The organism is Micromonospora sp. NBRC 107095 (assembly GCF_030269705.1).
Lineage (GTDB): Bacteria > Actinomycetota > Actinomycetes > Mycobacteriales > Micromonosporaceae > Micromonospora > Micromonospora parva.
In genome coordinates this window covers 1,579,190-1,606,001 of the sequence record NZ_BSTU01000001.1, presented here as the reverse complement: position 1 = coordinate 1,606,001, position 26,812 = coordinate 1,579,190, and the positions used below count along the sequence as shown (strand labels likewise).

At 73.1% G+C, this 26,812-nt stretch carries 28 protein-coding genes and 1 pseudogene; 11 read left to right on the top strand and 18 right to left on the bottom strand.

Annotation, left to right across the window (positions count from 1 at the left end; genetic code table 11):
* Positions 1-121: 121 nt before the first annotated feature.
* From rnc to rsmD, 7 genes and pseudogenes are all read right to left on the bottom strand, one after another.
* Positions 122-862, bottom strand: a pseudogene (gene rnc / locus QSK15_RS07605) (ribonuclease III); the annotation flags it as partial.
* A complete protein-coding gene (locus QSK15_RS07600; RefSeq protein ID WP_285793512.1) occupies positions 859-1,842 on the bottom strand; it encodes a phosphate acyltransferase in 984 nt (327 codons plus the stop codon). The gene QSK15_RS07600 and the pseudogene rnc, both read right to left, overlap by 4 nt.
* A 114-nt stretch (positions 1,843-1,956) precedes the next feature.
* Positions 1,957-2,130: a 50S ribosomal protein L32 gene (gene rpmF, locus QSK15_RS07595; protein ID WP_030335284.1), complete on the bottom strand. Its 174-nt coding sequence runs from the start codon at positions 2,128-2,130 to the stop codon at positions 1,957-1,959.
* A gap of 5 nt (positions 2,131-2,135) precedes the next feature.
* Positions 2,136-2,699: a YceD family protein gene (locus tag QSK15_RS07590; protein ID WP_030335285.1), complete on the bottom strand. Its 564-nt coding sequence runs from the start codon at positions 2,697-2,699 to the stop codon at positions 2,136-2,138.
* Between the two features lie 109 nt (positions 2,700-2,808).
* Positions 2,809-3,306 (bottom strand): SPFH domain-containing protein, encoded by a 498-nt coding sequence (locus QSK15_RS07585; RefSeq protein WP_030335287.1) that lies wholly within the window; start codon positions 3,304-3,306, stop codon positions 2,809-2,811.
* A 202-nt stretch (positions 3,307-3,508) separates the two neighbouring features.
* Positions 3,509-3,991 (bottom strand): pantetheine-phosphate adenylyltransferase, encoded by a 483-nt coding sequence (gene coaD / locus QSK15_RS07580; RefSeq protein ID WP_030335289.1) that lies wholly within the window; start codon positions 3,989-3,991, stop codon positions 3,509-3,511.
* The gene (rsmD, locus tag QSK15_RS07575; protein ID WP_285793511.1) at positions 3,988-4,551 is read right to left on the bottom strand and encodes a 16S rRNA (guanine(966)-N(2))-methyltransferase RsmD; all 564 of its coding nucleotides are present in this window, start codon (positions 4,549-4,551) and stop codon (positions 3,988-3,990) included. The genes coaD and rsmD overlap by 4 nt, the downstream gene beginning before the upstream one ends.
* 395 nt (positions 4,552-4,946) lie before the next feature.
* On the opposite strand from rsmD, the gene QSK15_RS07570 reads away from it, so the two are divergent.
* Entirely contained in the window at positions 4,947-5,912 is a 966-nt protein-coding gene (locus QSK15_RS07570; protein ID WP_285793510.1) for an LPXTG cell wall anchor domain-containing protein, read from the top strand.
* A gap of 165 nt (positions 5,913-6,077) precedes the next feature.
* On the opposite strand, the gene recG is transcribed toward QSK15_RS07570, so the two are convergent.
* A complete protein-coding gene (gene recG / locus QSK15_RS07565; RefSeq protein WP_285793509.1) occupies positions 6,078-8,276 on the bottom strand; it encodes an ATP-dependent DNA helicase RecG in 2,199 nt (732 codons plus the stop codon).
* On the bottom strand, positions 8,273-9,886 hold the full coding sequence (locus tag QSK15_RS07560; protein ID WP_285793508.1) for a DAK2 domain-containing protein: 1,614 nt from the start codon (positions 9,884-9,886) through the stop codon (positions 8,273-8,275). The genes recG and QSK15_RS07560 overlap by 4 nt, the downstream gene beginning before the upstream one ends.
* A 287-nt stretch (positions 9,887-10,173) precedes the next feature.
* Between QSK15_RS07560 and rpmB the strand changes: the two genes are divergently transcribed.
* Positions 10,174-10,365 (top strand): 50S ribosomal protein L28, encoded by a 192-nt coding sequence (rpmB, locus tag QSK15_RS07555; protein ID WP_007456456.1) that lies wholly within the window; start codon positions 10,174-10,176, stop codon positions 10,363-10,365.
* A gap of 137 nt (positions 10,366-10,502) precedes the next feature.
* On the opposite strand, the gene QSK15_RS07550 is transcribed toward rpmB, so the two are convergent.
* Positions 10,503-10,964 (bottom strand): GNAT family N-acetyltransferase, encoded by a 462-nt coding sequence (locus QSK15_RS07550; RefSeq protein ID WP_285793507.1) that lies wholly within the window; start codon positions 10,962-10,964, stop codon positions 10,503-10,505.
* 29 nt (positions 10,965-10,993) lie between these two features.
* Positions 10,994-11,983: a thiamine-phosphate kinase gene (locus QSK15_RS07545; RefSeq protein WP_285793506.1), complete on the bottom strand. Its 990-nt coding sequence runs from the start codon at positions 11,981-11,983 to the stop codon at positions 10,994-10,996.
* 96 nt (positions 11,984-12,079) lie between these two features.
* Between QSK15_RS07545 and QSK15_RS07540 the strand changes: the two genes are divergently transcribed.
* Both QSK15_RS07540 and QSK15_RS07535 read left to right on the top strand, forming a co-directional pair.
* The gene (locus tag QSK15_RS07540) at positions 12,080-12,313 is read left to right on the top strand and encodes an Lrp/AsnC ligand binding domain-containing protein (protein WP_030335303.1); all 234 of its coding nucleotides are present in this window, start codon (positions 12,080-12,082) and stop codon (positions 12,311-12,313) included.
* Positions 12,314-12,343: 30 nt separating this feature from the next.
* Positions 12,344-13,006, top strand: coding sequence for a DUF3515 family protein (locus tag QSK15_RS07535; RefSeq protein WP_285793505.1), 663 nt, complete (start codon positions 12,344-12,346; stop codon positions 13,004-13,006).
* Positions 13,007-13,060: 54 nt separating this feature from the next.
* On the opposite strand, the gene QSK15_RS07530 is transcribed toward QSK15_RS07535, so the two are convergent.
* Both QSK15_RS07530 and QSK15_RS07525 read right to left on the bottom strand, forming a co-directional pair.
* On the bottom strand, positions 13,061-14,161 hold the full coding sequence (locus tag QSK15_RS07530) for a D-alanine--D-alanine ligase family protein (RefSeq protein ID WP_030335307.1): 1,101 nt from the start codon (positions 14,159-14,161) through the stop codon (positions 13,061-13,063).
* A gap of 197 nt (positions 14,162-14,358) precedes the next feature.
* Positions 14,359-14,577, bottom strand: coding sequence for a hypothetical protein (locus tag QSK15_RS07525; protein ID WP_030335309.1), 219 nt, complete (start codon positions 14,575-14,577; stop codon positions 14,359-14,361).
* A 278-nt stretch (positions 14,578-14,855) separates the two neighbouring features.
* Between QSK15_RS07525 and QSK15_RS07520 the strand changes: the two genes are divergently transcribed.
* Both QSK15_RS07520 and QSK15_RS07515 read left to right on the top strand, forming a co-directional pair.
* The gene (locus QSK15_RS07520) at positions 14,856-15,701 is read left to right on the top strand and encodes a helix-turn-helix domain-containing protein (protein WP_030335311.1); all 846 of its coding nucleotides are present in this window, start codon (positions 14,856-14,858) and stop codon (positions 15,699-15,701) included.
* A 5-nt stretch (positions 15,702-15,706) separates the two neighbouring features.
* On the top strand, positions 15,707-15,907 hold the full coding sequence (locus tag QSK15_RS07515; RefSeq protein WP_285793504.1) for a DUF397 domain-containing protein: 201 nt from the start codon (positions 15,707-15,709) through the stop codon (positions 15,905-15,907).
* A gap of 42 nt (positions 15,908-15,949) precedes the next feature.
* Here QSK15_RS07515 and QSK15_RS07510 read toward each other — a convergent pair whose 3' ends face one another.
* The 5 genes from QSK15_RS07510 to QSK15_RS07490 all read right to left on the bottom strand — a co-directional run bounded on the left by QSK15_RS07510 (position 15,950) and on the right by QSK15_RS07490 (position 20,872).
* Complete coding sequence (locus QSK15_RS07510; RefSeq protein ID WP_285793503.1) at positions 15,950-16,999, bottom strand: ROK family protein; 1,050 nt, start codon at positions 16,997-16,999, stop codon at positions 15,950-15,952.
* A gap of 160 nt (positions 17,000-17,159) precedes the next feature.
* Positions 17,160-17,942: a putative protein N(5)-glutamine methyltransferase gene (locus tag QSK15_RS07505; RefSeq protein WP_285793502.1), complete on the bottom strand. Its 783-nt coding sequence runs from the start codon at positions 17,940-17,942 to the stop codon at positions 17,160-17,162.
* A 2-nt stretch (positions 17,943-17,944) separates the two neighbouring features.
* Positions 17,945-19,063, bottom strand: a complete 1,119-nt coding sequence (locus QSK15_RS07500; protein ID WP_285793501.1) for a cystathionine gamma-lyase — start codon at positions 19,061-19,063, stop codon at positions 17,945-17,947.
* An 8-nt stretch (positions 19,064-19,071) separates the two neighbouring features.
* A complete protein-coding gene (locus tag QSK15_RS07495) occupies positions 19,072-20,079 on the bottom strand; it encodes an NAD(P)H-dependent glycerol-3-phosphate dehydrogenase (protein ID WP_210860954.1) in 1,008 nt (335 codons plus the stop codon).
* 55 nt (positions 20,080-20,134) lie between these two features.
* Positions 20,135-20,872: a lysophospholipid acyltransferase family protein gene (locus QSK15_RS07490; RefSeq protein WP_285793500.1), complete on the bottom strand. Its 738-nt coding sequence runs from the start codon at positions 20,870-20,872 to the stop codon at positions 20,135-20,137.
* A gap of 128 nt (positions 20,873-21,000) precedes the next feature.
* Between QSK15_RS07490 and cofC the strand changes: the two genes are divergently transcribed.
* The 5 genes from cofC to QSK15_RS07465 all read left to right on the top strand — a co-directional run bounded on the left by cofC (position 21,001) and on the right by QSK15_RS07465 (position 26,787).
* Positions 21,001-21,645: a 2-phospho-L-lactate guanylyltransferase gene (cofC, locus tag QSK15_RS07485; RefSeq protein WP_285793499.1), complete on the top strand. Its 645-nt coding sequence runs from the start codon at positions 21,001-21,003 to the stop codon at positions 21,643-21,645.
* A gap of 130 nt (positions 21,646-21,775) precedes the next feature.
* On the top strand, positions 21,776-21,973 hold the full coding sequence (locus tag QSK15_RS07480; protein ID WP_030335323.1) for a cold-shock protein: 198 nt from the start codon (positions 21,776-21,778) through the stop codon (positions 21,971-21,973).
* A 54-nt stretch (positions 21,974-22,027) separates the two neighbouring features.
* A complete protein-coding gene (locus tag QSK15_RS07475; RefSeq protein ID WP_285793498.1) occupies positions 22,028-24,376 on the top strand; it encodes an RNA degradosome polyphosphate kinase in 2,349 nt (782 codons plus the stop codon).
* 24 nt (positions 24,377-24,400) lie between these two features.
* Positions 24,401-25,921, top strand: coding sequence for a CYTH and CHAD domain-containing protein (locus QSK15_RS07470; RefSeq protein ID WP_285793497.1), 1,521 nt, complete (start codon positions 24,401-24,403; stop codon positions 25,919-25,921).
* Positions 25,909-26,787, top strand: coding sequence for an NUDIX hydrolase (locus QSK15_RS07465; protein WP_285793496.1), 879 nt, complete (start codon positions 25,909-25,911; stop codon positions 26,785-26,787). The genes QSK15_RS07470 and QSK15_RS07465 overlap by 13 nt, the downstream gene beginning before the upstream one ends.
* Positions 26,788-26,812: the final 25 nt, after the last annotated feature.

The following is a 26,812-nucleotide window of genomic DNA, read 5'->3' as shown; positions in this document are numbered from 1 at the left end:
CCTGCGCCAGGTGGTCGGCCTGCTCGGCCGAAGCGGCCCGCTCGGCGCGCTCCAGCGGCCCGAACGGCTCACCCCGGTCGGCCGCGTCGTCCCGCTCGGTCGGCTGGTTCTGGCGGTCGTCGCCGGCCCGACCATCCTGGCCATCGTCGCCGTTCTGGTCGGTGAGCGTCCGCCAGGCGGCCTCGGCGGCCCGCTGCTCGGCCTCCTTCTTGCTGCGCCCCTCGGCGCCGCCGTACCGGTTGCCGGCCACCACCACCCAGGCGGTGAACGTCTTGAGGTGATCCGGGCCGGTGCCCTCGATGCGGTACTCCGGCACGCCCAGCCCGAGCGCCGCCGTCAGCTCCTGGAGACTGGTCTTCCAGTCCAGGGCGGCGCCGCGACCGGCGGACTCGGCCATCAGCGGGTCGAAGAGCCGGTGGATGACGATCCCCGTGGTGTCCAGGCCGTACTGCAGGTAGATCGCGCCGAGCAGCGCCTCCAGCGTGTCGGCGAGGATGCTCGCCTTGTCCCGGCCACCGGTCGTCTCCTCACCCTTGCCGAGCAGCAGGTACGCGCCGAGCCCGTCCGGGCCCAGACCGCGGGCCACGTCGGCGAGCGCCCGCATGTTGACCACGCTGGCCCGCAGCTTGGCGAGTTGCCCCTCGGGCAGATCCGGGTGGTTGTGGAAGAGCGCCGTGGTGATCACCACGCCGAGCACCGAGTCGCCGAGGAACTCCAGCCGCTCGTTGGTGGGCAGCCCGCCGTTCTCGTACGCGTACGACCGGTGGGTCAACGCGCGCTGAAGCAGTTCGGGTTCCAGGCTCACGCCGAAGGCGGCTTCCAGGTGACCGACGGACGCCCGCCGCCGCTTGTCGTTGCTCATGTGCGTACCTCGGTGTCGGTGGAGCGATCGGTGCGATTCGTCGCGGCGTTGCCGTCGAGCAACGCGGAGACCAGATCGGTGGCGCGCCGCCGCCACAGGTGGGCGGCGAGAGCTATGCCGGAGGCGACGTCGTCGGCGCGGGCGGACCCGTGGCAGACGACCACCGTCCCGGCGACACCCAACAGGGCCGCCGCGCGGGGGGCTCCGCCCTGCGCGGGTGGGCCGCCGGCCATCGCGTACGCGCCCTCAATGGCCTTGAGCAGCACGTTACCGGTGAACCCATCGGTGACGACGACATCGGCGCGCGCGCCGAGGGCCACGTCGAACCCCTCGACCAGACCGACGTAGCGCGCCCCGCCGGGCAGCGGTTCGGCGGCGAGCAGCGGGTCGGTGGCGCGGCGGACCCGGTCGCCCTTGCCGGCCTCGGTGCCGACCGAGAGCAGCCCGACCCGGGGCGCGGCGATCGAGTGGGCCACCGCCGCGTAGGCGGCACCGAGCACGGCGTGCCGGGCGAGGGTGGCCGGGCGGGGTTCCAGGGAGCCGCCGACATCGAGCAACACCACCGGCCCCGCCACGGCGGGCAGGGTGGCGGCCAGCGCAGGTTGGCGGATCTCCGGTGACCGGCCGAGGCCGAGCACGGCCGCGGTGACGGTGGCACCGGTGGCGCCGGCGGAGACCACGGCATCGGCGGTCCCGTCCCGGACGGCGGTGACCGCGGCCCGGACGGTGCTCTCGGCGCGGGCGGCGCTGGGATGGTCGGCCATGCCGACGACATCGCGGACGGGCCGCACGGTGATCCGGACGCGTTGCGCCGGATCGAGGGCGGCGATCAGCTCGTCGGCGACCTCGGTCGGACCGACGAGAAGCAGATGCAGGTCGGGGTCGGCGCGCATGGCCCGCAGAGCGCCGTCAACCACGACGGCGGGAGCGTCGTCCCCGCCGAGGAGGTCAACGGCGATCCGCGCGGCGCCCGGCTCCACCGGAACGCCGGCCGGGTTGGACCGGCCGGCGTCGGAGTGAGCCGGAGCACCGGGCGAATGCCAGGATGCGCGCGCCGCCCGACCTGGGGTCGGGGGCGTCACTCGGCGTCCAGGTCAGACCTCGAGAACCTGGCGGCCGTTGTAGGTGCCGCAGACGGAGCAGGCGGCGTGCGGCAGCTTCGGGGACTTGCACTGCGGGCACGCAACGGTCGCGACCACGGTCGCCTTCCAGTTCGCCCGGCGGGACCGGGTGTTGCTGCGCGACATCTTGCGCTTCGGGACGGCCACGGTTCTTACTCCTCTGTAACGGTCAGTTGCGACAGGCCCGCCCAACGCGGGTCGATCTGCTGGTGACTGTGGTCGGCCGGCAGATCGTCCCAGTGCGCCCCGCATTCGGGGCACAGTCCTGGGCAGTCCTCCCGGCAGAGCGGGTTGGTCGGCAGCGTGAGCACCAACGCGTCCCGCAGCGCCGGCTCCAGGTCGATCAGATCGCCCTGCATCCGGCCCACCTCGTCCTCGTCGGTCGTGGCGTCCGTGGTGCTGTCCTCGTACGCGTACAGCTCCTGGATCGTCACGGCCATCGAGTCGTTGATCTCGCGCAGGCAACGGCCGCACTCGCCCCGGACGGGACCGGTGATGGTCCCGGAGACGAGCACGCCCTCGGACACCGACTGCAACCTCAGATCGAGGTCGAGGTCCGCGCCCTCCGGCACGCCGATCAACTCCACACCGAGGTCCGCCGGTGCCGGCACGACCCGCTGGACCTCACGCAACGCGCCAGGGCGACGCGGCAGGTCCCTCGTGTCGAGGACCAGCGGCGACCTGGGGTTGAGTGTCGATGGCGAGTGCTTGGGCATAGTTAGACTCCGGCCGGTGAGAGGCCGACAAAAAAGGTTACCTGGACGACCGCCGGACCGTCGAACCGGGGGCGACGCCCGCCTGAGAAGTCGGCTGGTGAGGTGCCGCTCAGAAGGGTAGCGGGCGTTCCGCCTCATCCCCAGCGAAGGTGCCGATCTCACGCAACGCGTGCATCTTGTCCCGGCCGCGCTCTATCGAGGCAAGCGCCCGGGTGAGGAACTGCTCGAAGTTGGCCAACGCGGTGTCGACGTAGTCGTCGACCTCCTCCCGCAGGCGCTGCGCCTCGGCGCGGGCCTCACCGATGATCCGGGCACCCTCGTGCTCGGCGGACACGGTGATCTCGTTCACCGAGACCAGGCGGGCGTGTTCTGCCTCACCCTCGCTGATGATCCGGTCCGCCTCGCGCTTGCCGGCTTCCATGATCTTGTCGCGCTCCTCCAGGAGGGCGGCGGCACGACGCAGGTCGGCGGGGAGATCGGCGCGCATCTCATCGAGGGCAGCGATCATCTCACCCCGGTCGACCATGCAGTTGTTGCGCGACATCGGGACGGAGCGGGCCTGCTCCAGGATGGCGATCAGTTCGTCGATGCGATCGAGCGGGTCCACCGGCTACCTCACTCCTGTCGTTCGTCGGCCGACCTCCATGATGCGGGCTACGGCCGTTCCCCGCGCCACCAATCATGTCGTGCCCGCCCCACCGCCGCCCCACTCACCCCATCCCGGCGAGTCGCGACATAGTCACCCCCCGCGTCCCCGCGCGTGCACCTCCGGTCGCGCGAACGCCGCCGGAGGGGTGAGGGGGATCAGCTCAGCGGCGGGGGCCCAGCCGGGCCTGGAGCGCTTCGCGGACCGGGTCGGGGACATGGGCGGAGATGTCGCCACCCCACTTGGCCACGTCCTTGACCAGGCTCGACGACAGGAACGAGTAGAGCGGATTGGTCGGCATGAAGAGCGTCTCCACGCCAGCCAGACCGATGTTCATCTGGGCCATCTGCAACTCGTAGTCGAAGTCGCTGACCGCCCGCAGACCCTTGATCAGAACACTCGCCTGCTGGGCCCGGCAGAAGTCCACCAGCAGCCCGCGGAACGACTCGACCCGCACGTTGCCGTACGACGAGGTCACCTCGCGGAGCATCTCGATGCGCTCCTCGACGGTGAACAGGCCACTCTTCGACTGATTCACCAGCACACCGACGATGACCTCATCGAAGAGCCGACTGGCCCGCCCGATGATGTCGAGGTGTCCGTTGGTGACCGGGTCGAACGAACCGGGACACACCGCACGTCTCATGATCGGCGACCGTACCAAAGGGTGGTCTCGCCGTAACGGCGGCTGCGCTCGGCGGTGATCCCCTCCACCCAGTCGAACTCCCTGGTGCGGCGGGACCGCTCGACCACCACCAACGCGTCGGGCGCCAGCCAGCCGCCGTCGACGAGCGCGGCCAACAGCGCGGTGATCTCCTCGTCCGGCACCGCGTACGGCGGGTCGGCGAAGACCACGTCGTACGGCTCCCCGTCCGGCCCGGCGGCCAGCACCGTCGCCACCTTGCCGGTGACCAGACGGGCCGCCGGGCCGGCGCGCAGGGCCGCCACGTTCTCCCGGATCACCCGGGCCGCCCGCGGGTCGGACTCGACGAGCAGCACGTGCCGGGCGCCCCGGGAGAGCGCCTCCAGCCCGACCGCGCCGGAGCCGGCGTACAGGTCGGCGAAGCGGGCGCCGTCGAGATCGACGTCGGCCTGGATGGCGCTGAACAGCGCCTCCCGGACCCGGTCCGAGGTGGGCCGGGTGCCGGCGCCGGGGGGCGCGGCGATCCGCCGGCCACCGAGCGTCCCGGCCACGATCCGGGTCACCGTTTCCTCCTGCTCATGCCCGCGACGCTACGCGATGGGACGCAGGACCCGGTCAGGACGGCGCGGATCCGGGAGCAGGCCAGCCGGCGACGACGCGGCGCGACCGAGCAGCCACGCAGGCCCGGAATCCACAGTGCAGCAGCGGCGGGAGGACAGTCCCCAGTGATCGGACGGACACCTTCGGTTCATCAAAGATCACGAATCGACTACATTGCCGGATGGCAATGATCTGAACTCCCCTCATTAACCACCCATCAGTACAGTCTCCCCCTGTCCCCGCTTTCGCCGCGGGAACACCACCGCGTCGCGACGCCCCGGTGAGCAGGTGACTCCCCGGTCACCATGTCTCCCGGCCTCCCGCCACGCGATCCGTACCCCCCTCACCAGGAGCAGGCGTGAACCCTCCCAAGTCTCCGTTCCGGCGCGTCGCGGCCATCGCCGCGGGTGCGCTGATCGGCCTCGCCGGTGTCGGCGTCATCGCGAGCCCCGCGAGCGCCCACCACCCCGAGCCCTCCGGCACCTACTGCCTGACCTCCGACGGCCAGGTCAAGGTGACCTGGACGGTCGGCAACAGCGAGAACATCGACGCGACCATCACCAAGCTCGAGTCGACCGTCCCGGGTGACTTCACCGGCGACCTCGCGAAGGACGCCACCCTGCCGGCGAAGGGCAAGGGTTTCCTCACCGGCACCCAGGCGCACACCTTCGACACGAAGCGGCCGACGGTCGAGCTGACCGTCGAGGCGCGATGGGTGCGTTCCGACCGGATCGTGACCGAGTCGCGGACCGTCGCCGCCGAGCCGAAGGGCGCCTGCGCGCCAGAGTCCACGCCCCCGGCGAGCACCCCGACCCCCAGCGCGCCGGCGACCCCCACGCCGACCCCCACCACCGCCTCTCCGTCGCCGAGCCAGCCGCCGACCCAGAGCCCGACCCCGACCCCGACTGCCACCCCGGCTCCGGCGGAGCCGGTTGGCTCGGTCGAGTCGACCTGCGACAAGCTCACCTTCACGATCGAGAACCCCGCCGACGGTGAGACCGTCACGCTCACCCTGACCCCGAACAAGGGCGAGGTGAAGACGCTCGTCGTGAAGCCGGGTGAGACCGGTTCCGTCTCCTTCGACGCGACCGAGGGTCTCGTCGTCACGCCGGCCGCCGAGGGCCTGGACGACACCGCGCCGATCGCCTGGGAGAAGCCGGCCGACTGCGCCCCGGGTCAGGGTGGCGGCGACAAGGACGAGCCGGCTCTGCCGCTGACCGGTGCCGCCACCGGTGGCATCATCGCCGGTGCCGTGGTGCTGCTCGCCGCCGGTGCCGCCCTGTTCGTGGTGGCCCGTCGTCGTCGGGTTCGCTTCACCGCCTGAGACAACCCGCTCTGACGCCTGAGGGCGCGCCGACCACCCGGTCGGCGCGCCCTCAGCCATGTAGTGGTCGAACTGGTCGACTCGACATCATGGAAACCGGGGTATCCCTGTCGACGGGACACCCCGGTTTCATGGAACTGGAGGGGATCACGGCGGTGCGCGTGATCAACCCTTTTCCAGGTACTCCGCGCGGTCCTCGTCGACAAGTGCGGCCACCGAGGCGGCCAACGCCGGATTGCGGGTCAGCTCCGGGTCGTCCTCGATCAGGGTGATCGCCTCGGCGCGGGCCTCGCGGATCAGGTCGGCGTCGCGTCGCAGCGACAGCAACCGCAGGTGCGAGCGATGCCCGGACTGGGTGGCACCCAGCACGTCGCCCTCGCGGCGCTGCTCCAGATCGAGCTCGGCGAGCTTGAAACCGTCGCTCGTGGACGCCACCGCGTCCAGCCGCTCCCGCGCCGACGAACCCTCCGGCGCCTCGCTGACCAGCAGGCAGAGCCCGGCGGCGGAACCCCGGCCGACCCGGCCCCGCAACTGGTGCAACTGGGAGACACCGAACCGGTCGGCGTCCAGCACGATCATCACCGTCGCGTTCGGCACGTCCACGCCGACCTCGACCACTGTCGTCGCCACCAGCACGTCCAGGTCGCCGGCCGCGAAGGACCGCATCACCGCGTCCTTCTCGTCGGCCGGCAGCCGACCGTGCAGCACCCCGATCCGCAGGCCGTGCAGTGGACCCTCGGCCAGCAGCGGGGCCACCTCGGTCACCGCCAGCGGCGCCCGCCGGCCGTTGTCGTCCTCGGGTGGCGGTTCCTCCTCGGAGCCAGGGCCGTCCCCGATCCGCGGACACACCACGTACGCCTGGTGCCCGGCGGTCACCTCCTCGCGCAACCGCCGCCAGGCCCGGTCCAGATAGGCCGGCTTCTCGGCCGCCGGCACCACGTGCGAGGCGATCGGCGACCGCCCCCGGGGCAGCTGGGAGAGCGTGGAGACCTCCAGGTCGCCGTAGACCGTCATCGCTACCGTGCGCGGGATCGGCGTGGCCGTCATCACCAGCACGTGCGGCGGCTGATCGGCCTTGGCCCGCAGCGCGTCGCGCTGCTCCACGCCGAAGCGGTGCTGCTCGTCGACGACCACCAGGCCCAGGTCGGCGAAGTCGACCCCCTCGTAGAGCAGGGCGTGGGTGCCGAGCACGATGCCGGCGGCGCCGCTGGCCACCTCGCCGAGCGCCCGGCGACGGGCCGCCGCGCCCAGCGAGCCGGTGACCAGCTCGACCCGGGTGGCGTGCTCGGCGGCGCCCAGCTCGCCGGCCCGCCCGAGCGGCCCGAGCAGGTCGAGCATGCCGCGGTGGTGCTGGGCGGCCAGCACCTCGGTGGGCGCCAGCAGCGCGGCCTGCCCGCCCGCATCGACCACCTGGAGCATCGCCCGCAGCGCCACCACCGTCTTGCCCGAGCCCACCTCGCCCTGCAACAGGCGGTGCATGGGGTGTGGGGCGGCCAGGTCCGCCGCGATCTCCACGCCCACCTCGCGCTGACCGGCCGTCAGCTCGTACGGGAGTCGGGCGTCGAAGGCTTCCAGCAGCCCGCCCGGGCGTGCCGGGCGGGGCCGGGCCGGCCAGTCGGCCGCCCGGTGCTTGCGCTGCACCAGGGTCACCTGGACGGCGAACGCCTCGTCCCACTTGAGTCGCCGCCGCGCCTGGTGCAGCGCCTCCTTGCTGGACGGCCGGTGGATCTCGGTCAGCGCGGCGCCCAACCCGACCAGCTTGCGACCGGCCCGCACGGCGTTCGGCAGTGGGTCGTCCGGCGGGGTGAACGTGTCCAGCACGACGCGCACGCAGCGCGCGATCACCCAGGTCGGCACGGCAGCGGCGGCCGGGTAGACGGGGATGAGCGCCCCGGCGAACTCCTCGATGTCGTCGTTGACCGCCGCCTCGCCCTCGCCACCCTCGCCGAGCAGGACGTACTCCGGGCCGTTGAGCTGCCGTTTGCCCCGGAACTCGGTGACCTTGCCGGCGAACAGCCCCCACCGGCCGGGGCGCAGCTCCCGCTCGCGCCACGCCTGGTTGCCGAAGAAGGTCAACGTCAGCACCCCGCCGGAGCCGTCGCCGACGGTCACCTCCAGCAGGTTGCCCCGCCGCTGACGCATCGGGCGCACCGCGGTGCGCTGCACCTGGGCCAGCACGGTGACCTGCTCACCGACGTCCAGCGAGCGGATGTCGGTGTGCTCACCACGCTCGTCGTAGCGACGCGGGAAGTGGTAGACCAGGTCACCCGCGGTGTGCAGGTCGAGGTGTGCGGCCAGCGCCTTCGCTGTCTTCTCCCCGACCAGCTTCTTGAGCGGAGTGTCCACAGTGGCTGGTTCGCTCATTCGATCCCTACCAGGAGCGGATAAAACGGCTGGCCGCCCGGGTACGCGTGCACCTCGACGAACGGCCAGCGTCGCGCGACGTGCGCGCGGACGGCTTCGGTGAGCCCGGCCGGCGCGTCCGCCCCGGCCAGCAGGGTGACCATCTCGCCACCACCGCCGAGCATCCGGTCGACCACCGCAGCGCAGGTGTCGGTGAGGTCGGTGCCGATCAGGTGCACCTCCCCCTCCACCAGCGCCAGCACGTCACCGGGACGGCACGGGCCGGCCACGGTCAGCGCCTCCCGGCTGGCGTGGCAGACCTCGGCGTACCGGCAGGCGCCCGCCGCCTCGGCCATCGCGATCACGTCGTCCTCGAAGCGGCGGTCGCCGTCGCGGACCGCGAGGGCGGCCAACGCCTGCACGGGCGACCGGGTCGGCACCACGCTCACCTTGATGCCGAAGTGGTGGGCCTCGCGAGCAGCCGCGCTCGCCACCGCCTCGGTGTTGGCGTCGTTGGGCAGCACCACCACCCGGGCCGCGCCGGTGCTGCGCACGGCGTCGAGCAACTCACCGGTGGACGGGTTGCCCGGCACCACTGTGGCCCCTTCCGCGGCGAACAGCTCGGCGATGCCGCCACCGGTGGCCACCACCACCGCGGCCCGGCCGGTCACCGCCGGGCCGGCGGGCGGCTCCGGCTGGTCGGCGAAACGGGTCACCGAGATCCGGTACGGGCGGCCGGCGGCGACCCCGGCCTCGACCGCCGCGCCCACGTCGTTGACGTGCACGTGCACGTTCCAGGTGCCCTCCGGCTCACGCCCGTCGCCGACGACGACAAGCGAATCCCCCAACGCGTCCAGGGCCCGGCGCAACCCGGCGACCGCCTCGGCTCGGGCATCGAGCAGAAACTGCACCTCGTACGCGTACTCGTCGGAACCGGTCTCGCGGGCGACGGTGGCCGCCGGGCGGGCGGCGCGCGGCGTCGGCGCGGGCCGGGCCGTGCTCTCCCCGGTCAGCACCTCGACCAGGGCGTCGAGCAGCACGCAGAGCCCTCGGCCACCGGCGTCGACAACGCCCGCGCGGGCCAGCGCCGGCAGCTGCTCCGGGGTCCGGGCGAGTGCCTCGGCCGCCGCCCGGGCCGCGACGCCGGCCACCGCCGGCAGGTCGTCGCTGTCCGCGCCCTCGGCCGCCGCGGCGGCGGCCGCGACAACGGTGAGCAGTGTGCCCTCGACCGGCCGGGAGACCGCCGTGTACGCGGCGGCGGTGCCGGAGCGCAACGCGGCGGCCAACTCCCGGCCACGCACCGCCGGCATTCCGGCGACCTGGTCGGCGAAACCCCGCAGGATCTGCGAGAGGATCACCCCGGAGTTGCCCCGCGCGCCGAGCAGCGCGCCCTGGGCCATCAGCCGCAGGGCGTGCCCGTGCGCGGTCGGCCCGCTGTCGGGCAGGGTGTCCAGATCCATGGCGAGGGCCTGCTGGGCCGAGGTGAGGGTGAGCACCAGGTTGGTGCCGGTGTCGCCGTCGGGCACCGGATAGACGTTGAGCTGGTCGATCTCGCCCTGGTGACGCTTCAGTGCGGCCAACCCGCCCGCACACCAGCGGCGGACCGCGGCGGCGTCGAGGGTGTCCAGCACGGGCAGAAGCCTACTGGCGCACACCGACACCCGTCGGACTCGTCCGGCGTGTCCGCTGCGCCCCGGGCCGGCGCTGGCCGCGGCGGGGACGGACCGCTCCGGTAGCCTTGCCGCCGGGCCGGCCCGCCGTCCGGCGGACGGGCCCACGACCAGGCGTGAGCCGGGGCACGGGTGAGCGCCGGACCGGGCCGGTTGGCCGGGTCGGCGAGTCATCGGGTAACCTGACCAGGTTGCCCGGGCAGCACCTGCCGGCGACCCCATGAACGTATCAATCCCAGGAGTATCCCGTGGCTAGCGTGTGCGACGTCTGTGGCAAGGGACCGGGCTTCGGCCACAACGTGTCCCACTCGCACCGGCGGACCAACCGCCGCTGGAACCCGAACATCCAGTCGGTGCGTACCCCGGCCGGTGGCGGCAACACCAAGAAGTTGCAGGTCTGCACCTCGTGCATCAAGGCCGGCAAGGTCACCCGCGCCTGACGCGGTAGCACCCACCTTCTCGTACGACTCAGCCGGCGGACCCCGAGGGTCCGCCGGCTGAGTCGTGTGCGCGGTAGGCGCCGCAGGCCCGAGGTCCGGAAGGTCGGAGCGGGGCGCCCGGGGGTCTGGCCCGCGGATCAGAGGGTGCGGCCGAAGGAGATGCAGCCCTCCGCGTCCTTGTAGAAGCCGAAGTTCGGGATCCGCTCGTACCCGGCGGAGCCGTACATGGCGATCGCCTCGGGCTGCTTGTCGCCGCACTCCAGGACCACCCGCTTGCGGCCGTGCTCGCGGGCGGAGCGCTCGACGGCCGCCAACACCGCGCGGGCCACCCCCCGCCCCCGCGCCGCCGGCACCGTGTACATCCGCTTCAGCTCGGCCGTGTCCGCGCCGTGGCTACGCCAGCCACCGCAGCCGACCGGCTCACCGGCCAGGTAGGCGACGAGGAAGGCGCCATCGGGCGGCTCGAACTCGGCCGCGTCCACCGGGGTGTCGTCGCCGGTGCCGCCGTAGCGGGCACCGAGGTCCGCCAGGGCGGCGTGGATCAGGTGCTGTGCCACCGGTGCGTCGAACCGCACCACCCGGATCTCGATCTCACTCACGGTGTCCAGCGTACGGCGGTGCCCGGGTCTCAGCGGAAGTGGTCCCAGCCGGCCGGGCCGTCGTAGCCGACGCCGTCGACAGTCACGCCGGCACCGTCGGTGACCAGGCCGATCGGCCGCCAGCCCGGGGGCAGCGGCACCGCCGGGGGGAAGGTGGCGGCCAGCGCGTGGTCGTCGCCACCGGCGAGGATCCAGGTGTACGGGTCGACGCCGAGTGCCTGCGCCGCGTCGGCCATCTGCCGGGGCACCTCGAACCCGTCCCGGCGTACGTCGATGGCCACCCCGCTGGCCGCCGAGACGTGCCCGAGGTCGGCCAGGAGCCCGTCCGAGATGTCGATCATGGAAGTGGCGCCGGACCGGGCGGCCAGCGGGCCGGCCTGGTAGGGCACCTGTGGCCGCCGGTACGCCTCGACCAGCAGCCTCGGGGTGCGGAAGCCCCGGGTCAGCACGGTCAACCCGGCTGCCGCGTACCCGGTGCGCCCGGCCAGGGCGAGCACGTCCCCAGGTCGGGCGCCGGAGCGCAGCACGGGTGGGTGGCCCGCCAGGTCACCCAGCGCGGTGACCGCGACGGTCAGGGTGGGGCTGGCCGACATGTCGCCGCCGACGACGCTCGCGCCGACCGTCGACGCCTCCGCGGACAGCCCGTCGGCCAACTCCTCCGCCCAGCCGGTGTCCAGGTCCGCCGGCATGCAGAGCGCGACCAGCAGGGCGGTCGGTGTGGCACCCATCGCCGCGATGTCGGCCAGGTTGGCCGCCGCCGCCCGGTGCCCGACGTCGCGGGCCGAGGACCAGTCCCGCCGGAAGTGCCGCCCGTCGACCAGCACGTCCGTCGAGGCCGCCACCCGGCCGTCCGGCGCGGCCACCACCGCCGCGTCGTCACCCGGGCCGAGCAGGGTCGTCGGCCCGTACGAGAGCCGGGCGGTGATCTTCCCGATCAGCCCGAACTCCCCGATCCCGGACACGCCGACGCCACCGCGGGCGTCGCGCCCGTGCTGCCCGGCTCCGCCGTGCTCGCTCACCGCTGCTCCTTGACCACCGATAGGGATCAGACCTGGTCCGTAAGGTAGTTTCACCCTTCGGGCCGCTCCCGGGCGGCGACGGACGGAGGTCGAGTCGTGGTACAGGCGTACATCCTCATCCAGACCGAGGTCGGCCGCGCACGTGACGTGGCGGGTCTCATCGCGGACATCTCCGGCGTGGTTCGCGTCGACGCCGTCACCGGGCCGTACGACGTGGTCGTCCTCACCGAGGCGAACACCGTCGACGAGCTCGGCAAACTCATCGTCAGCAAGGTGCAGATGGTGCCCGGCATCACCCGCACCCTCACGTGTTCGGTGGTGCGGCTGTAAGTGGACGAGTTGACATCATCCTCCTCCGCGGTGGACGACGACGGCGCGCGTGACGCGACCGACGGCACGTCCGGGCCGGCTGACGGTAACGGTGAGCCGACCGATCCCGCCGCCGCCGCGCCGGCCGGCCGCGACCGGACCATGCGGGGCGCTGCCCTGCTGGCCACGGTGATAGCCCTGCCGATCACGCTGCTGGTGGCCGTGTTGGCGTTCAACAAGCTCAGCCCGGACACTCCGGCCGCCGCGCCGACGCCCTCCGCGACCACCGCCCGGGTGCAGTCCACCGCCCCGGTGGAGATGGCCGCCCCGGCGCTGGCCGCCCGCCCGGCCACGGTCTGCCGGGCGCTGCTCTCCCAGCTCCCGGCGAGCATCCGTGACCTGGCCCAGCGGCCGGTCACCGCCGGCCCGGAGCAGAACGCCGCGTACGGCGACCCCGCGCTCACCGTCGCCTGCGGCGGCACCGAGCCGACCTTCCCCAGCACCGACGAGGTCTGGACGGTCAACGGGGTCTGCTGGCACCTCGCCGAGCAGGCCGACGACGCGGTGCTCTCCACTGTCGACCGGGAGACGCTGATCACGGTGCGTGTCCCGGGCGCGTACGAGCAGCCGTTGCAGTGGTTGCCGGCGATCTCCAGCACGATCGTGGCGAGCGTGCCGTCCGGCGGGGCCGTCCCGTCCGGCTGCCAGCGCTGAACACGAACCGACCCCACCCGCACCGGCTGAGCCGCGCGGGCGGGGTCGGACCGCTCAGTGCAGGCCGACGCCGCGCCGCTGGGCGGTACGGATCAGGCGGTTGACCAGCTTCGGGTACTCCAGGCCGGAGGCCGCCCACATCCGCGGGAACATCGACGTCGGGGTGAAACCGGGCATCGTGTTGATCTCGTTGAGGTAGACGTCCAGCTCGGGAGTGACGAAGAAATCGGCGCGGGCCAGACCGGCGCAGTCCAGCGCGGTGAACGCGCGGACCGCGTACTCCTGCACCTGACGGGTCACCTTGTCCGGCAGGTTGGCCGGAATGTCGTACTCGCAGGAGTCGTCGAGGTACTTCGCCTCGAAGTCATAGAAGTCGTGGTCGGCGACGACCCGCACCTCGGCCAGCACTGACGCCTCGGGCGCGCCACCGGCCTCGCCCTCCAGCACCCCGCACTCGATCTCGCGGCCGACGATCGCGGCCTCGATGATGACCTTCGGGTCGAACTGCCGGGCGGCGGCGACCGCCGCGTCCAGCTGCGCCCAGTCGGTGACCTTGTTGACGCCGAACGACGACCCGGCCCGGGACGGCTTGACGAAGACCGGCAGGCCGAGCCGCTCCTTGTCCTGCTCGCTGAGGGTCATCCCGTTGCGCAGCACGGCGTACGAGCCGACCGGGATGCCCTCCACGGCGCAGAGCTTCTTGGTGAACTCCTTGTCCATGGCGGCGGCGGAGGCGAACACGTTCGCCCCGACGTAGGGGATACCGGCCATCTCCAGCATTCCCTGGATCGTGCCGTCCTCGCCGTACGTGCCGTGCAGCACCGGGAAGACCACGTCCACGTCGGCCAGCGCCCGGGGGCCCTCGGTGGGGTCGAGCACCATCAGGCCGTTGCCGGTGGGGTCGGCGCGCAGCACGATGTCGTCGCCGGAGTCGGCGGTGATCTCCGGGAGCTGACGGGCATTGATCGCGAGCTGGGCGGGATCGCCGTTGGTCAGCACCCACTGGCCGGCCCGGGTGATGCCCACCGGCACCACCTCGAACTCGTCCGGGTCGAGTGCGCCGAACACGCTGCCGGCGCTGACACAGGAGATGCCGTGCTCCGGGCTGCGGCCGCCGAAGACGATCGCCACGCGGGTCTTGCCTGGGGTGGTCACTCCGGTCACCTCTTCGTACGCGACTGCGGCTGGTCGTGCTCGCCGGTGGCGCTCACCCGGTTGACCTTACTGTGCGTGGCGAAAGGGCGAGGCGATACCCGGCGAGCCACGGCACGACACGGCAACTGGTCATCAGAGGATATACGGTGTGTAACCGGGAGGTAGCGCTGTCGCAGGCCGCCGACCTGGGCCCGCGCTCAGTCCCGGGAGTGCCGGCGACCGACCGCTATCACCTTCACCCGCTGCCGGCCGGCCCGCACCATGCCCAGCGCCATGAACGCGCCGGCGATGCGGTCGGCGGCCTCCCGGCTGCTGGCCCCGACGACCTGCCGGCGCCGCTCCGGCGCGACCCGCTCGTTGCGGTTGACGCCCTCGACCGGGCGCACGTCGGTGAGCACCACGAGAAAGCGCGTCATCGCGGGCCGACCGAGGGTACGGCGGGGGGCTCCGGGCGGGTTCGCACGTCGTCTCCTTCCGGCAGGCCGGGATGGCGGGGCGGCACGCGACGATCGGGTACGGGGGAGAAACCCGATCGCCGCGCGCCCCATCCCCTCCGGTCGCTCACCACCACCGTCGCCACGACAACCGGCGGTGAGGACGCCATAACAGATTGACACGTGTACAGCCGTGAATGCAACTCTCATCGACGTTCTCTCATGCAGACGTTCCCGCAAATGTGTGCGACCATCGATGCATGGCCCCGAAGACCGCCCGTGCCCGCCGGCTCGGCATCGCCCTGCGCCACCACCGGGAAGCAGCCGGGCTGACGCTGGAGACCGCGGCGGATGAGATCAACAGCACCCGCAGCACCCTCTCCCGGTACGAGAACGCCCAGACCCTGATCAGCCCGGCCACCGTGCGCGCCCTGCTCACGTCGTACGGGGTGAGCGCCGAGGAGGTGGCCGCGGCGGTGCAGCTGGCCAAGGACGCCCGCAAGCCGGGCTGGTGGGTGTCGTACTCGTACCTGCTGGACCCCCGCACCATCGACTTCATCGCGCTGGAGGCCGAGGCGACCGCCATCGCCAACTTCGAGCCCTCGGTGGTGCCCGGCCTGTTGCAGACCGCGGACTACATCCGTGGCGTGATGCGCGGCGGCCCGCACACCCTCGGCGACGACCTGGTCGAGCAACGGGTCAAGATCCGGCTCGACCGGCAACAGCGACTCACCGCCGACCAGCCGCCCATCCTCGACGCGATCATCGACGAGGGCGCGCTGCTGCGCCCGGTCGGTGAGCAGTCGGTGATGAACGGGCAACTACGGCACCTGGTCAAGATGGCCGAGTTGCCGAACATCACCGTCCAGGTGATCCCGCTCTCCGCCGGCTACCACCGGGGCACCCGGGGTTCCCTGCACATCCTCGAGTTCGCCGACCCGGAGGACCCGATCATCGCGTCGGTGGAAACCGTCGCAGGTCAGATGATCCTCGACCGCGCCGGCGAGACGCGTACCTGCACCAAGATCATGGAGCATCTCCGAAGCGTGGCGCTCAGCCCGGCGGACAGCCGCGAGATGCTCCTGTCAGTCCTGAAGGGACGGTAGGACCGATGACACCGATGATCACAGCGGCCTTGGCCGCGGCGGCGTGGCGCAAGAGCAGCCGCAGCGGCGACGAGGGCGCCTGCGTGGAGGTTGCCGCGATACCGCGGCTGGTGGCCGTCCGCGACTCCAAGGACCCGGCCGGCCCGGCGCTGCTGTTCCCCACGACGGCCTGGGCCGCCTTCGCCCAGGCGCCACCCCAGCGCTGACCAGACGTGCCTGAGCCGGCGTGGGTCGCGGCCCGCGCCGGCTCAGGCGACCAGCGGGCGGGGCTCCGGAGCGGCGCGCAGCGCCTCCAGCGCGGCGATCGCGACGCCCCGGGCGCCGGCCATGTCCCGGTCCGGCACCAACGCGAAAACGGCCACCGCCGCCTGCTCCTCTCGGAGCACCGTGTGCTCGCGGACCGTCGCCAGGAACCAGTCCCGGAACTCCGGCGCCGCCTCGACCACCCCACCGCCGACGAAGTACGCGTGCGGGTCGGTGAAGTTCGCCGCCACCGTGAACAGCCGTCCCAACGCCATCGCCTGCTGGGTGAACAGGTCCCGCGCGAGGGCGTCTCCCCGCTCGCCGTAACCGCGTACCAGCTTGGCCGCCCGGGACACCGGCTCGGCGACGAGCGGATGGTCGGGGTACCGGGTCAGCCAGTACGGCAGCAGGTTGCGTTCGATGCCGGTCAGCGAGGCGACGCTCTCCACGTCACCGGTGAAGCCGCAGGCGCAGGTGGGGTCCGGCTGACCCGGCCCGAGCAGCCCGCTCAGCGGGATGTGCACATGGCCCAACTCCCCCGCCATGCCTGCCGCACCGGCGATCACCCGACCGCTCTCGACCACCCCGCCGCCCAGGCCGGTGCCGACGATCGCGGACACCGACGAACGGTTCATCGCGTCGGCACCGAAGTAGACGTGGTGAGCGTAGAGCGCTGCCGCGTTGCCGTCGTTGTGGTAGATCACCGGCAGGCCGAGCCGTCGCTCCAACGCACCCCGCACGTCGAAGCCGCGCCAGGCCGGTTGGGAGAAGTTGGTGGAGCCCCGCGAGGAGATGACACCCTCGGCGCTGGCCGGGCCCGGCGTGTCCAGCCCGACCGCCCGGACCAGGTCACGCGGCACGCCGGTCTGCGCCAGGGCGCCGTCCAGCGCCCGGGCCAACGCCTCGATCGCCGCCTCCGGCCCGGCCCCCACCTCGCTGGGGATCTCCAACAGCCCGTCCACCAGGAAGCGACCGTCCACCGTCAGCACGGTGGCGTTGTTGCTGGTGCCGCCGTTGTCCAACCCGACGACCACCGGCACCCCTGCGCTGCCCACCGAAACCGCCTCCCGCCGTCATGAGTGTGAGCCGAGGCTAGTGCCAACCCCCCTCCCCCGCCACGCCCCGCACCACCCTCCCCGCGATCTTGCGCTTACTGTCCCGGCATAAGGTGCATAGCACCTCATCTCGACAACCGAAACTGCAAGATCGCCGGGGTCAGGCCCGGCGCGCGATCACCGCCGTGGCGTCCAGGTCTTCGTCCTGGCGCACGGTGGGCACCAGGCCGGCCGCTTGGAACGCCGCGCAGAGGACGTCTACCTGGGTGGTGCCGGCTTCCACCACCAGGTGGCCGCCGGGGGCCAGCCAGTGCGCGGCGTCCACGCCCACCCGGCGCAGCACGGAGAGCCCGTCCGGGCCGCCGTCGAGCGCCACCGGGGCCTCGTGCAGCCGCGCCTCCGGCGGCATCAGCGCCACCGCGTCGGTCGGCACGTACGGGGCGTTGGCGAGCACCAGGTCCAGCCGACCCCGCCACCGCCCGGGCAGCGGAGCGAAGAGGTCACCCTCGTACACCTCGGCGTTCAGCCCGGCGACGTTGCGCCGGGCGCAGGCGACGGCCGCCGGGTCGATGTCAGCGGCGGCCAGCCAGCGTGGCGTGAGTCGGTGCGCCAGCGCCACGGTGGTGGCACCGGACCCGCAGCAGAGGTCGACAACGGCCGGTGCCGGGCCGGTCACCTCGGCCGCCACCTCGACCAGCAGAGCGGTCCGGGCACGCGGCACGAAGACGCCGGTGTCGACGGCGATCCGCAGGCCGGCGAACTCCGCCCAACCGAGCAGGTACTCCAACGGCTCGCCGGCCACCCGCCGGTCGGTCAGATCGGCCAACGCAGTCGGCGAGTCGGCGGCGGCCAGCAGCAGCTCGGCTTCGTCCTCGGCGTAGACGCAGCCGGCCGTGCGCAGCCGGGCCACCAGGGCGGCCCGGGTCGGATCTGCCACCGGCACCCTCAGGCCGACCCGGCCGCGTCCAGCGCGGCGGCGATGTCGGCCACCAGGTCCGCGGTGTCCTCCGCGCCACAGGAGAGCCGGACGAAACCGGGAGCGGTGTCGTCGCCCCACTGCGCCCGCCGGTCCGCCGTGGTGTGCAGGCCACCGAAGGAGGTCGCCGCCGCCACCAGCCGGGCGGCCTCGATGAATCGGCCCACCCGGTCGGCGTCGCCCAGGTCGAACGAGAGCACCCCCGGTATCCGGTGCATCTGCGCCGAGGCCACCGGGTACGCAGGGTCGTCCGGCCGCCCCGGCCACCGCAGGCCGGTCACGTCCGACCGGCCGGCGAGCAGGTCGGCGACCGCTGCGGCGTTCACGCTCTGCCGCGCCAGCCGCAGGTCGAGAGTGGCCAGTGACCGGTGGGCCAACCAGGCGTCGAACGCGCCCGGCACCGCCCCGGTGGTGGTCCGCCAGGTCGTCACCGCGTCGATCAGCTCGGTGGATCGGCTGGCCAGGTAGCCCAGCAGCAGGTCGGAGTGGCCGGTGAGCGCCTTCGTACCGGAGGCGACCACCAGGTCGGCGCCGAGGTCCAGTGGGTGCTGACCGAGCGGGGTGGCCGTGGTGTTGTCCACCGCGAGCAGCGCGCCGGCGGCGTGCGCCCGCTCGGCGAGGGCGGCCACGTCGACCACGTCCAGGCCCGGGTTGGCCGGCGTCTCCACCAGCACCAGCCGGACGCCCTCGAACGACGGGTACGGCCCGACGGTCGGCACGAACAGCACGCGGACGCCGATGGCCTCCAGCACATCGGTGGCGAACGCCCGGACCGGGAAGTATCCGTCGCTGGGCAGCACCACGGTGTCCCCCGGCCGCAGCAGGGTGAGCAGCAGGCCGGTGATGGCCGCCTGACCGGTCGCGAAGACCCGGCAGTCACCGCCCTCCAACTCGCCCACCGCCGCCTCCAGCAGCCGCCGGGTCGGGTTGTCGGGGCGGCCGTAGCCGTTCGGCGACGTGCCCTGACCCTGGAACGGGTCGAGGTGGTACGGCGCGGCGAAGACCGGCCCGGGCAGGAACGGATCCCCCGGTGCCGGCTCGGGCAGTCCCGCGCGGACGCAGCGGGTGCCGTCTCCCCACTCGCTCATCGGGTTCCTCACTCGTACGACTCGGGTTTGGCGGTGCGGCTCATCAGGGTCTCCACGGCGAGGCGGGGGTCCATCCCCTCGTGGCAGATCCGCTCGACGTGCTCGGTGATCGGCATCTCCACGCCGTGAGCCCGGGCCAGGTCGCGGATCGCCAGGCAGCTCTTCACACCCTCGGCGGTCTGCCGGGTGGCGGCCTGGGCCTGCTCCAGCGTCTCCCCCCGGCCCAGGTGCTCGCCGAAGGTGCGGTTGCGGGCCAGCGGGGACGAGCAGGAGGCGACCAGGTCGCCCATGCCCGCGAGACCGGCGAAGGTGATCGGGTCAGCGCCGAGCGCCACGCCCAGCCGGGCCGTCTCGGCCAGCCCACGGGTCATCAGCATGGCCCGGGTGTTGTCGCCGAAACCCATCGCGGTGGCGATGCCGTACGACAGGGCGATCACGTTCTTGACCGCCCCGCCCAGCTCACAGCCGATCACGTCGTCGTTGGTGTAGGGGCGCAGGTACGGCGTCCGGATCGACGACTGGACGAGCGTGGCACGAGCGCTGTTCGTCCCGGCGACCACTGTCGCGGCGGGCTGCTCGACGGCGATCTCCGGGGCCAGGTTCGGGCCGGACACGACGACCACCCGGTCCGCGGCGACCCCGGCGGTCTCCACGATGACCTCGCTCATCCGCTTGGTGGTGCCCAGCTCGATGCCCTTCATGAGCGACACCAGGGTCGAGTCCGGGTGCAGGTGCCCGGCCCATTCGGCGAGGTTGCCGCGCAGCGTCTGCGACGGCACCGCCAGCACCACCACCTCGGCTCCGGTGATCGCCTCGGCGGCGTCGGTGGTGGCCGTGACGCGGGCGGGCAGCAGCAGGCCGGGCAGATATTCCGGATTGCGGCGCTCGGCCCGGATGCTCTCGGCGACCGGCGCGCGGCGGGCCCACACCGTCACGTCCCGCCCCGCGTCAGCGAGGATCTTGGCGAAGGCGGTGCCCCAGGAACCGGCGCCGAGCACCGCGACGTGCCCGCTCACGCCGCCGCCCCGTTCCGCTTCACGGCGGCCCGGACCGCACCACTGCTTCGCTCGCTCATGCCGCTTCGCCCTGCTGCTCACGGCCGGCGGAGGGCCGGGCCGGTCGCTCCCACAGTGGCGGCGGGGTACCGCCACGGATCTCGGCGAGCATGTCCCGCAGCCGCAACATGATGGTGTCCGTCATCTCCTCGAGGGTGGCCCGGGTCGGCTGGGCGTCCGCCCACCGGCTCAGGTCGATCGGTTCCCCGGCGGCAACTGTCACCGGGATCCGGGGGCGCAGACTGACGCGGGTCGTCCGCGGGTCGAAGATCCGTTCCGGCCCCCACATCACCACCGGTACGACCGGGGCGCCGGTGGCCAGGGCCAAGCGGGCCGCACCGGTCTTGGCCTTCATCGGCCAGAGCTCCGGCTGTCGTGTGGTGGTGCCCTCAGGGTAGATCACCACCGCGCCGCCCTCGTTGAGCGCGGCGACCAGGGCGTCCAGTGAGCGGACGGCGTCCACGGTGCCCCGCTCGACGGGGATCTGCCGGCACCGGTGCAGGATCCAGCCGACCACCGGCACCCGGAACACGCTGGCCTTGCCCAGGTACTGCGGCCAGCGCCCGGAGTCGTAGATGAAGTGCGCGGAGACCAGCGGGTCGGCGTGGGAGATGTGGTTCGCCACGATGATCATGCCGCCGTCGCGGCGGAGATGCTCCTGACCACGCCAGGTACGCCGGGTCCAGACGATCATCACCGGCTTCACCAGCCCCACGGCGAACCGTTGCCAGAACCCCAGCCTCCGCCGTGCCACTGTGCCTCCTCGTCGCGCCCCAACCCCGCCGCGAAATCCCGCCCGCGACACCCGCAGCGGAAATCATGCCTGCTCGCCCCCGGTACGGCCAGCGAGGGTCCCGTCGTCCGGCTGGCAGGATTGCGGACGTGAGTCAGCCGAGGTGGGCAGTGGTGGTGCCGGTGAAGCCGCTGGCCGCGGCCAAGAGTCGGCTGCGCGGCGCGCTGCCCGGCGTACCGCACGAGGAGTTGGCGCTGGCCGTCGCGGCCGACACGCTCCGCGCGGTGCTGGCCTGCCCGGCGGTCGCCGAGGTCCTGGTGGTGACCGACGACGCCCGGGTGGCGGCGGCGGCACGGGCGGCCGGCGCGCGGGTGTTGCCGGACGAGCCGAACGCCGGCCTGAACGCCGCGTTGCGGCACGGGGCGGCCGGGGCCCGCGGGTGGGTGGCCGGGATCACCGCGGACGTGCCGGCGCTGCGCCCGACCGAGCTGGCCGGCGCGCTGCTCGCGGCGCAGAACAGCCGACCCACGGTCCGCCGGTTCGTGCCGGACACACCCGGCGAGGGCACGGTGCTGCTCACCGCTCCGCCGGGGGTACCGCTGGAGCCTCGTTTCGGGGTGGGTTCGGCGCTCGCGCACGCGTCGAGCGGGGCGTTGCCGCTCGACGGCGACTGGCCCAGCCTGCGCCGGGACGTGGACACCGCGGCGGACCTGGCCGAAGCCGACCGGCTCGGGCTGGGGCCGCGCACGGCCGCGCTGGTGGACGCCGGCCGCCCGGCCCGCGCCACCGGCTGACCCTGCCCCGCCCGCGGAGCGGGCTGACCCTGCCCCGCCCGCCTAGCGGGCCGAGCCTGCCCCGCCCGCCTAGCGGGCTGACCCTGCCCGGGCCGCGCCACCGGCCGGCCCCCGGGTGTACGGTGCCAGCATGCAGGGCACTGTGGCCAGCTACGACGCGGCGACGCGCAGCGGTGTCCTGCTGCTCGACGACGGCACCGAGATGCGCTTCCCCGCGCGGGCTTTCGACGCCTCCGGGCTGCGGCTTCTCCGGCTCGGGCAGCGGGTCCGCATCGACACCGATCCCGACGGCGAGGTTGTCCGGGTGACATTGCCGACGATGATCTGACCCGGCGGGCCCAAGTTCATTTTGCGTTTACCGTAATCGGGTGATTATGAGCGGGTGAGCACCCCTCGCGAGCAACCGGCCCGCCCGCCCGCCACCAACCTCCGCAACGGCTCCACCGCGCGCGGCGCCGATGGGCGCTTCCGTCCGTCCCGCGCCGAACGCGCCGGCGCCGCCCGCGCCGACACCCTCGCCGACGACCCCGGCGCCGCCTCCTCCGGCCTGGACGAGGTCATCGACCCGGTGCCGCAGACCGAGGCGGACGGTCCCGCCGCCGGTGAGGTCCAACCGGTCGGATCGACAGCCACCCGGCTGGAGGACGACGACGAGCCCCCGGCCCCGCCGCTGCCGGAGGACCGGTTCCTCAACCGGGAGCTGTCCTGGCTCGACTTCAACGCCCGCGTGCTCGCCCTGGCCGAGGACCAGCGCACCCCGCTGCTGGAGCGGGCCAAGTTCCTGGCCATCTTCGCCAGCAACCTCGACGAGTTCTACATGGTGCGCATCGCCGGACTGAAGCGGCGGCTCTCCGCCGGCCTGCCGGTACGCGGCGGGGACCGGCTGCCCCTGCGTACCCAGTTGGAGCTGATCGCCGAGCGGACCGCCGCCCTGGTCGCCCGGCACGCCGCCTGTTTCGTCGACGACGTGCTGCCCAAGCTCGCCGACGAGAGCATCCGGATATTGCGCTGGGGCGAGTTGGGCGACCCCGAGCGGGAACGGCTGCGCACCTACTTCCGGGAGCACATCTTCCCGGTGCTGACCCCGCTCGCGGTGGACCCGGCGCACCCGTTCCCGTACATCTCGGGGCGGTCGCTGAACCTGGCGGTGGCGGTTCGTGACCCGGATGGCGGTTCGGAGCTGTTCGCCCGGGTCAAGGTGCCCAACAACGTGCCCCGTTTCGTCCGGGTGGACCGGGACCAGCCCGGCGTCCGGATGCTGCCCGTGGAGGACCTGATCTCGGTGCACCTGGGGCAGCTGTTCAGCGGCATGCAGGTGGTCGAGTGCCACCTGTTCCGGGTCACCCGCAACGCCGAGGTGGAGGTCGACGAGGACCGCGACGAGGATCTGCTCCAGGCCCTGGAGCGGGAGCTGGCCCGGCGGCGGTTCGGTCCGCCGGTCCGCCTGGAGGTCGCCGCGTCGATCTCCGACCACATGTTGGAGCTGCTCGTCCGCGAGCTGGACATGGACGACCAGGACGTGCTGCGGGTGCCCGGCCTGCTGGACCTCTCCGCGCTGTGGCAGGTCTACGGCGAGGCGGACCGGCCGGACCTGAAGGACCCGCCGTTCGTGCCGGCCACCCATCCCCGCCTCGCCGAGGGCGAGGTGCCGCGCAGCGTCTTCTCCACCCTGCGCGACGGCGACATCCTGGTGCACCACCCGTACCACTCGTTCGCCACCAGCGTGCAGCGCTTCATCGAGCAGGCCGCCGCCGACCCGAACGTGCTGGCCATCAAGCAGACCCTCTACCGGACCAGCGGCGACTCCCCGATCGTCGACGCGCTCGTCGACGCGGCCGCCGCCGGCAAGCAGGTGGTGGTGCTCGTGGAGGTGAAGGCCCGCTTCGACGAGGTGGCCAACATCGGTTGGGCCCGCACGTTGGAACGCGCCGGCTGCCACGTGGTGTACGGCCTGGTCGGCCTGAAGACGCACTGCAAGACCGCGTTGGTGGTCCGGCAGGAGGGCAATCAGATCCGCCGCTACTGCCACATCGGCACCGGCAACTACCACCCGAAGACGGCCCGACTGTACGAGGACTTCGGCATGCTCACCGCCGACCCGGAGATCGGCGCCGACCTCACCGACCTGTTCAACGTGCTCACCGGGTACAGCCGGCAGACCGCGTACCGGCGGCTGCTGGTCGCGCCGCAGGGCATCCGCAGCGGGCTGATCGAGCGGATCGAACGGGAGATCTCGCACGTCCGCCTGGGCATGCCCGGCCTGGTCCAGTTCAAGGTCAACTCGCTGGTCGACGAGGGGGTGACCGACGCGCTGTACCGCGCCTCCCAGGCCGGCGTCCACGTCGACCTGCTCATCCGGGGCATGTGCACGCTGCGCCCGGGGGTGCCGGGGTTGTCGGAGAACATCCGGGTCCGCTCGATCCTCGGCCGGTTCCTGGAACACTCCCGGGTCTTCCGGTTCGGCAACAACGGTGAGGCCGAGTTCTGGATGGGCTCGGCCGACCTGATGCACCGCAACCTGGACCGCCGGGTGGAGGCGCTGGTGCAGGTGAGCGACCCGATCGCCCGCGCCGAACTGGACCAGGTGCTCACCGCCGCGATGAGCCCCGAAGTGGACGCGTTCGAGCTGGCCGGCGACGGCACCTGGACCCGGCGTACCGGCGGTGACGACACCGCCGGGGAGCATCTGCAGGAACTGCTGCTGCGCCGCGTCGGTGGCACGGCCAGCTGACCGCGCAGCGCATAGGCTGAGCTGATGGTCGAGGAGGAGCAGAAGTACGAGGTGGACGACACCTACGTGCTGCCGGACCTGGCCGGTGCCGCCCCGGCCGGAGGTCGGGTCCGGGCACTGCCACCGGTGACGCTGGTCGCCCGCTACCTCGACACCGTCGACCTGCGGCTGGCCCGGGCCGGCGCGTCGCTGCGCCACCGGCGGGGAGACGACCTGCCCTGGACGGTGAAACTACCGACCGGGACGCCAGGCGTCCGGCACGAGATCTCCCGGCCCGGGCCGAAGCGGCAGCCGCCGCCGGAGCTGGTGGAGTTGGTCACCGTGCTGCACCGTGGGGCGCCACTGGCCCCGGTGACGGTGGTCCGGACGGTGCGGCACGCGTACGAGGTGTGTGACCGGGCCGGCACGGTGCTCGCCGAGGTGGTGGACGACCGGGTGACGGTGCTCGACGACGCCGGCACCACCACCGAAACGTTCCGCGAGGTGGAGGTGGAGCGCAGCGCCGGCGACCGGGAGTTGCTCGACCGGGTCGGTGGGGTGCTGCGCCGGGCCGGCGCCCGGGGCGGGTCGTTCACGCCGAAGCATGTACGGGCGCTGGGCGCGGCGGCGCGGGCCGAACCGGACCTGGTCGCGCCGGCCGGGTTGACCGCCGAGCTGAGCGCCGGTGAGGTGGTGACCGAGTCGGTACGCAAGGAGGTCCGCCGGCTGTTGGCGCACGACCCGCTGGTCCGGCTGCGCGCCTCGGCCGCCGGTGACGACACCGCCGTGCATCAGATGCGGGTGGCCTGTCGACGCCTGCGCAGTGATCTGCGCACCTTCAAACCGTTGCTGCGCAGGACCTGGTCGCGCCCGCTGCGCGCCGAGCTGCGCTGGTTGGCCGGGGTGCTCGGGGCGGCCCGCGACGCCGAGGTGCTCCGCGCGCGGCTGCGCCGTACCGCCGACGCCGATCCGCTGAGCCCGCTCGACCGGGGTGCTGTGGACCGGCTCGACGAGGTGCTCGCCGAACGGCAGCGGCGGGCGTTCACCGCCATCGACGAGATGCTGCGCTCCGCGCGTTACCTGGCTCTGGTGGACTCGCTGGTGCTGGCCGCCCGCGCGCCCCGGTTCACCCGCCGGGCCGCCGCGCCCGCCACCGAGGCGCTACCCGCGCTGGTGGCGCGGCCGTGGCGGCGGTTGACCGGGCCGGACGGCGTCGACGGGCTGGACGCGCAGTCGCCGGACGACCGCTGGCACGCCGTCCGCAAGGAGGGCAAGCAGGCCCGGTACGCGGTCAACGCGGTGGCCCCGACGGTCGGCAAGGGCGCACGCCGGTTGTCCCGCGCCCTCGCCCGGGTCCAGGACGTGCTCGGCGAGCATCAGGACGCCGCGGTGGCGGCGGACACCTGGCTGGAGATCGCCGCCGCGCGGCCGGACGACCACGAGCTGGCGGTCACCGCCGGGCGGCTGGCCGAACGGGAACGCGCCTCGGTGCGCCGGGCGCGGGAACGCCTGCCGGCTGCCTGGCACCGGGCCACCCGGCGACGGCGGACCAGTTGGCTGCCGTGACCGGCATCCGGGCCGCCGGCGGGGTGGCCTGGCGGCCGACCGACGACGGCGTACGCGTCTGCGTGGTGCACCGCCCCCGCTACGGCGACTGGACACTGCCGAAGGGCAAACTGGAACCGGGCGAGCATGCGCTCGCCGCGGCGGTCCGTGAGGTGGCCGAGGAGTCCGACGTGCGGGGTGTGCCGCAGGTGCGGCTGCCCTCGGTGCGCTATCGCAGCGAGGGGCAGCCCAAGCTGGTCGACTACTGGTCGATGCTCGCGGTGGCCAGCGGCGGTTTCCAACCGGACACCGAGGTGGACGACATCCGCTGGCTCGCTGTCGACGACGCGATCCGGTTGGTCAGCTACCCGCACGACGCCGAGGTGTTGGCGGCGTTCGCCGCTCTGCCGTCGGTGACGGCGACCATCGCTGTGGTCCGGCACGCGCACGCCGGTAAGCGGGCCACCTGGTCCGGCCCGGACGTCGGACGCCCCCTGGACGCCGAGGGGTGGGCCCAGGCGAATGCGCTGGCCGAGCTGATCGCCCTGATCCGACCGGCCCGGCTGCTGTCGGCGTCGCCGCGACGGTGCGTGCAGACGCTCGACCCGGCCGCCGCGTTGCTCGACCTGCCGATCGAGGTCTGCGGCGACCTGGACGAGCCGCAACCCGGCCAGCAGAGCGACGAGCAGATCCTGGCCACCGCCGCCCGGCTGCTGGAGTTGGCGGGCACCGGTGGCCAGGCGGTGGTGTGCAGTCAGGGCAAGGTCCTGCCCGGTGCCCTGGAGCGGCTGACCGGCCGTACCGATGAGGACTTCGCGACGCCGAAGGGCGGCGGCTGGCTGCTCGCCTTCGCCGGCGACCGGCTGCTGGCCACCGACCGCCTGTAGCGCCTGCGTTCGCCGGCCCCGGCCT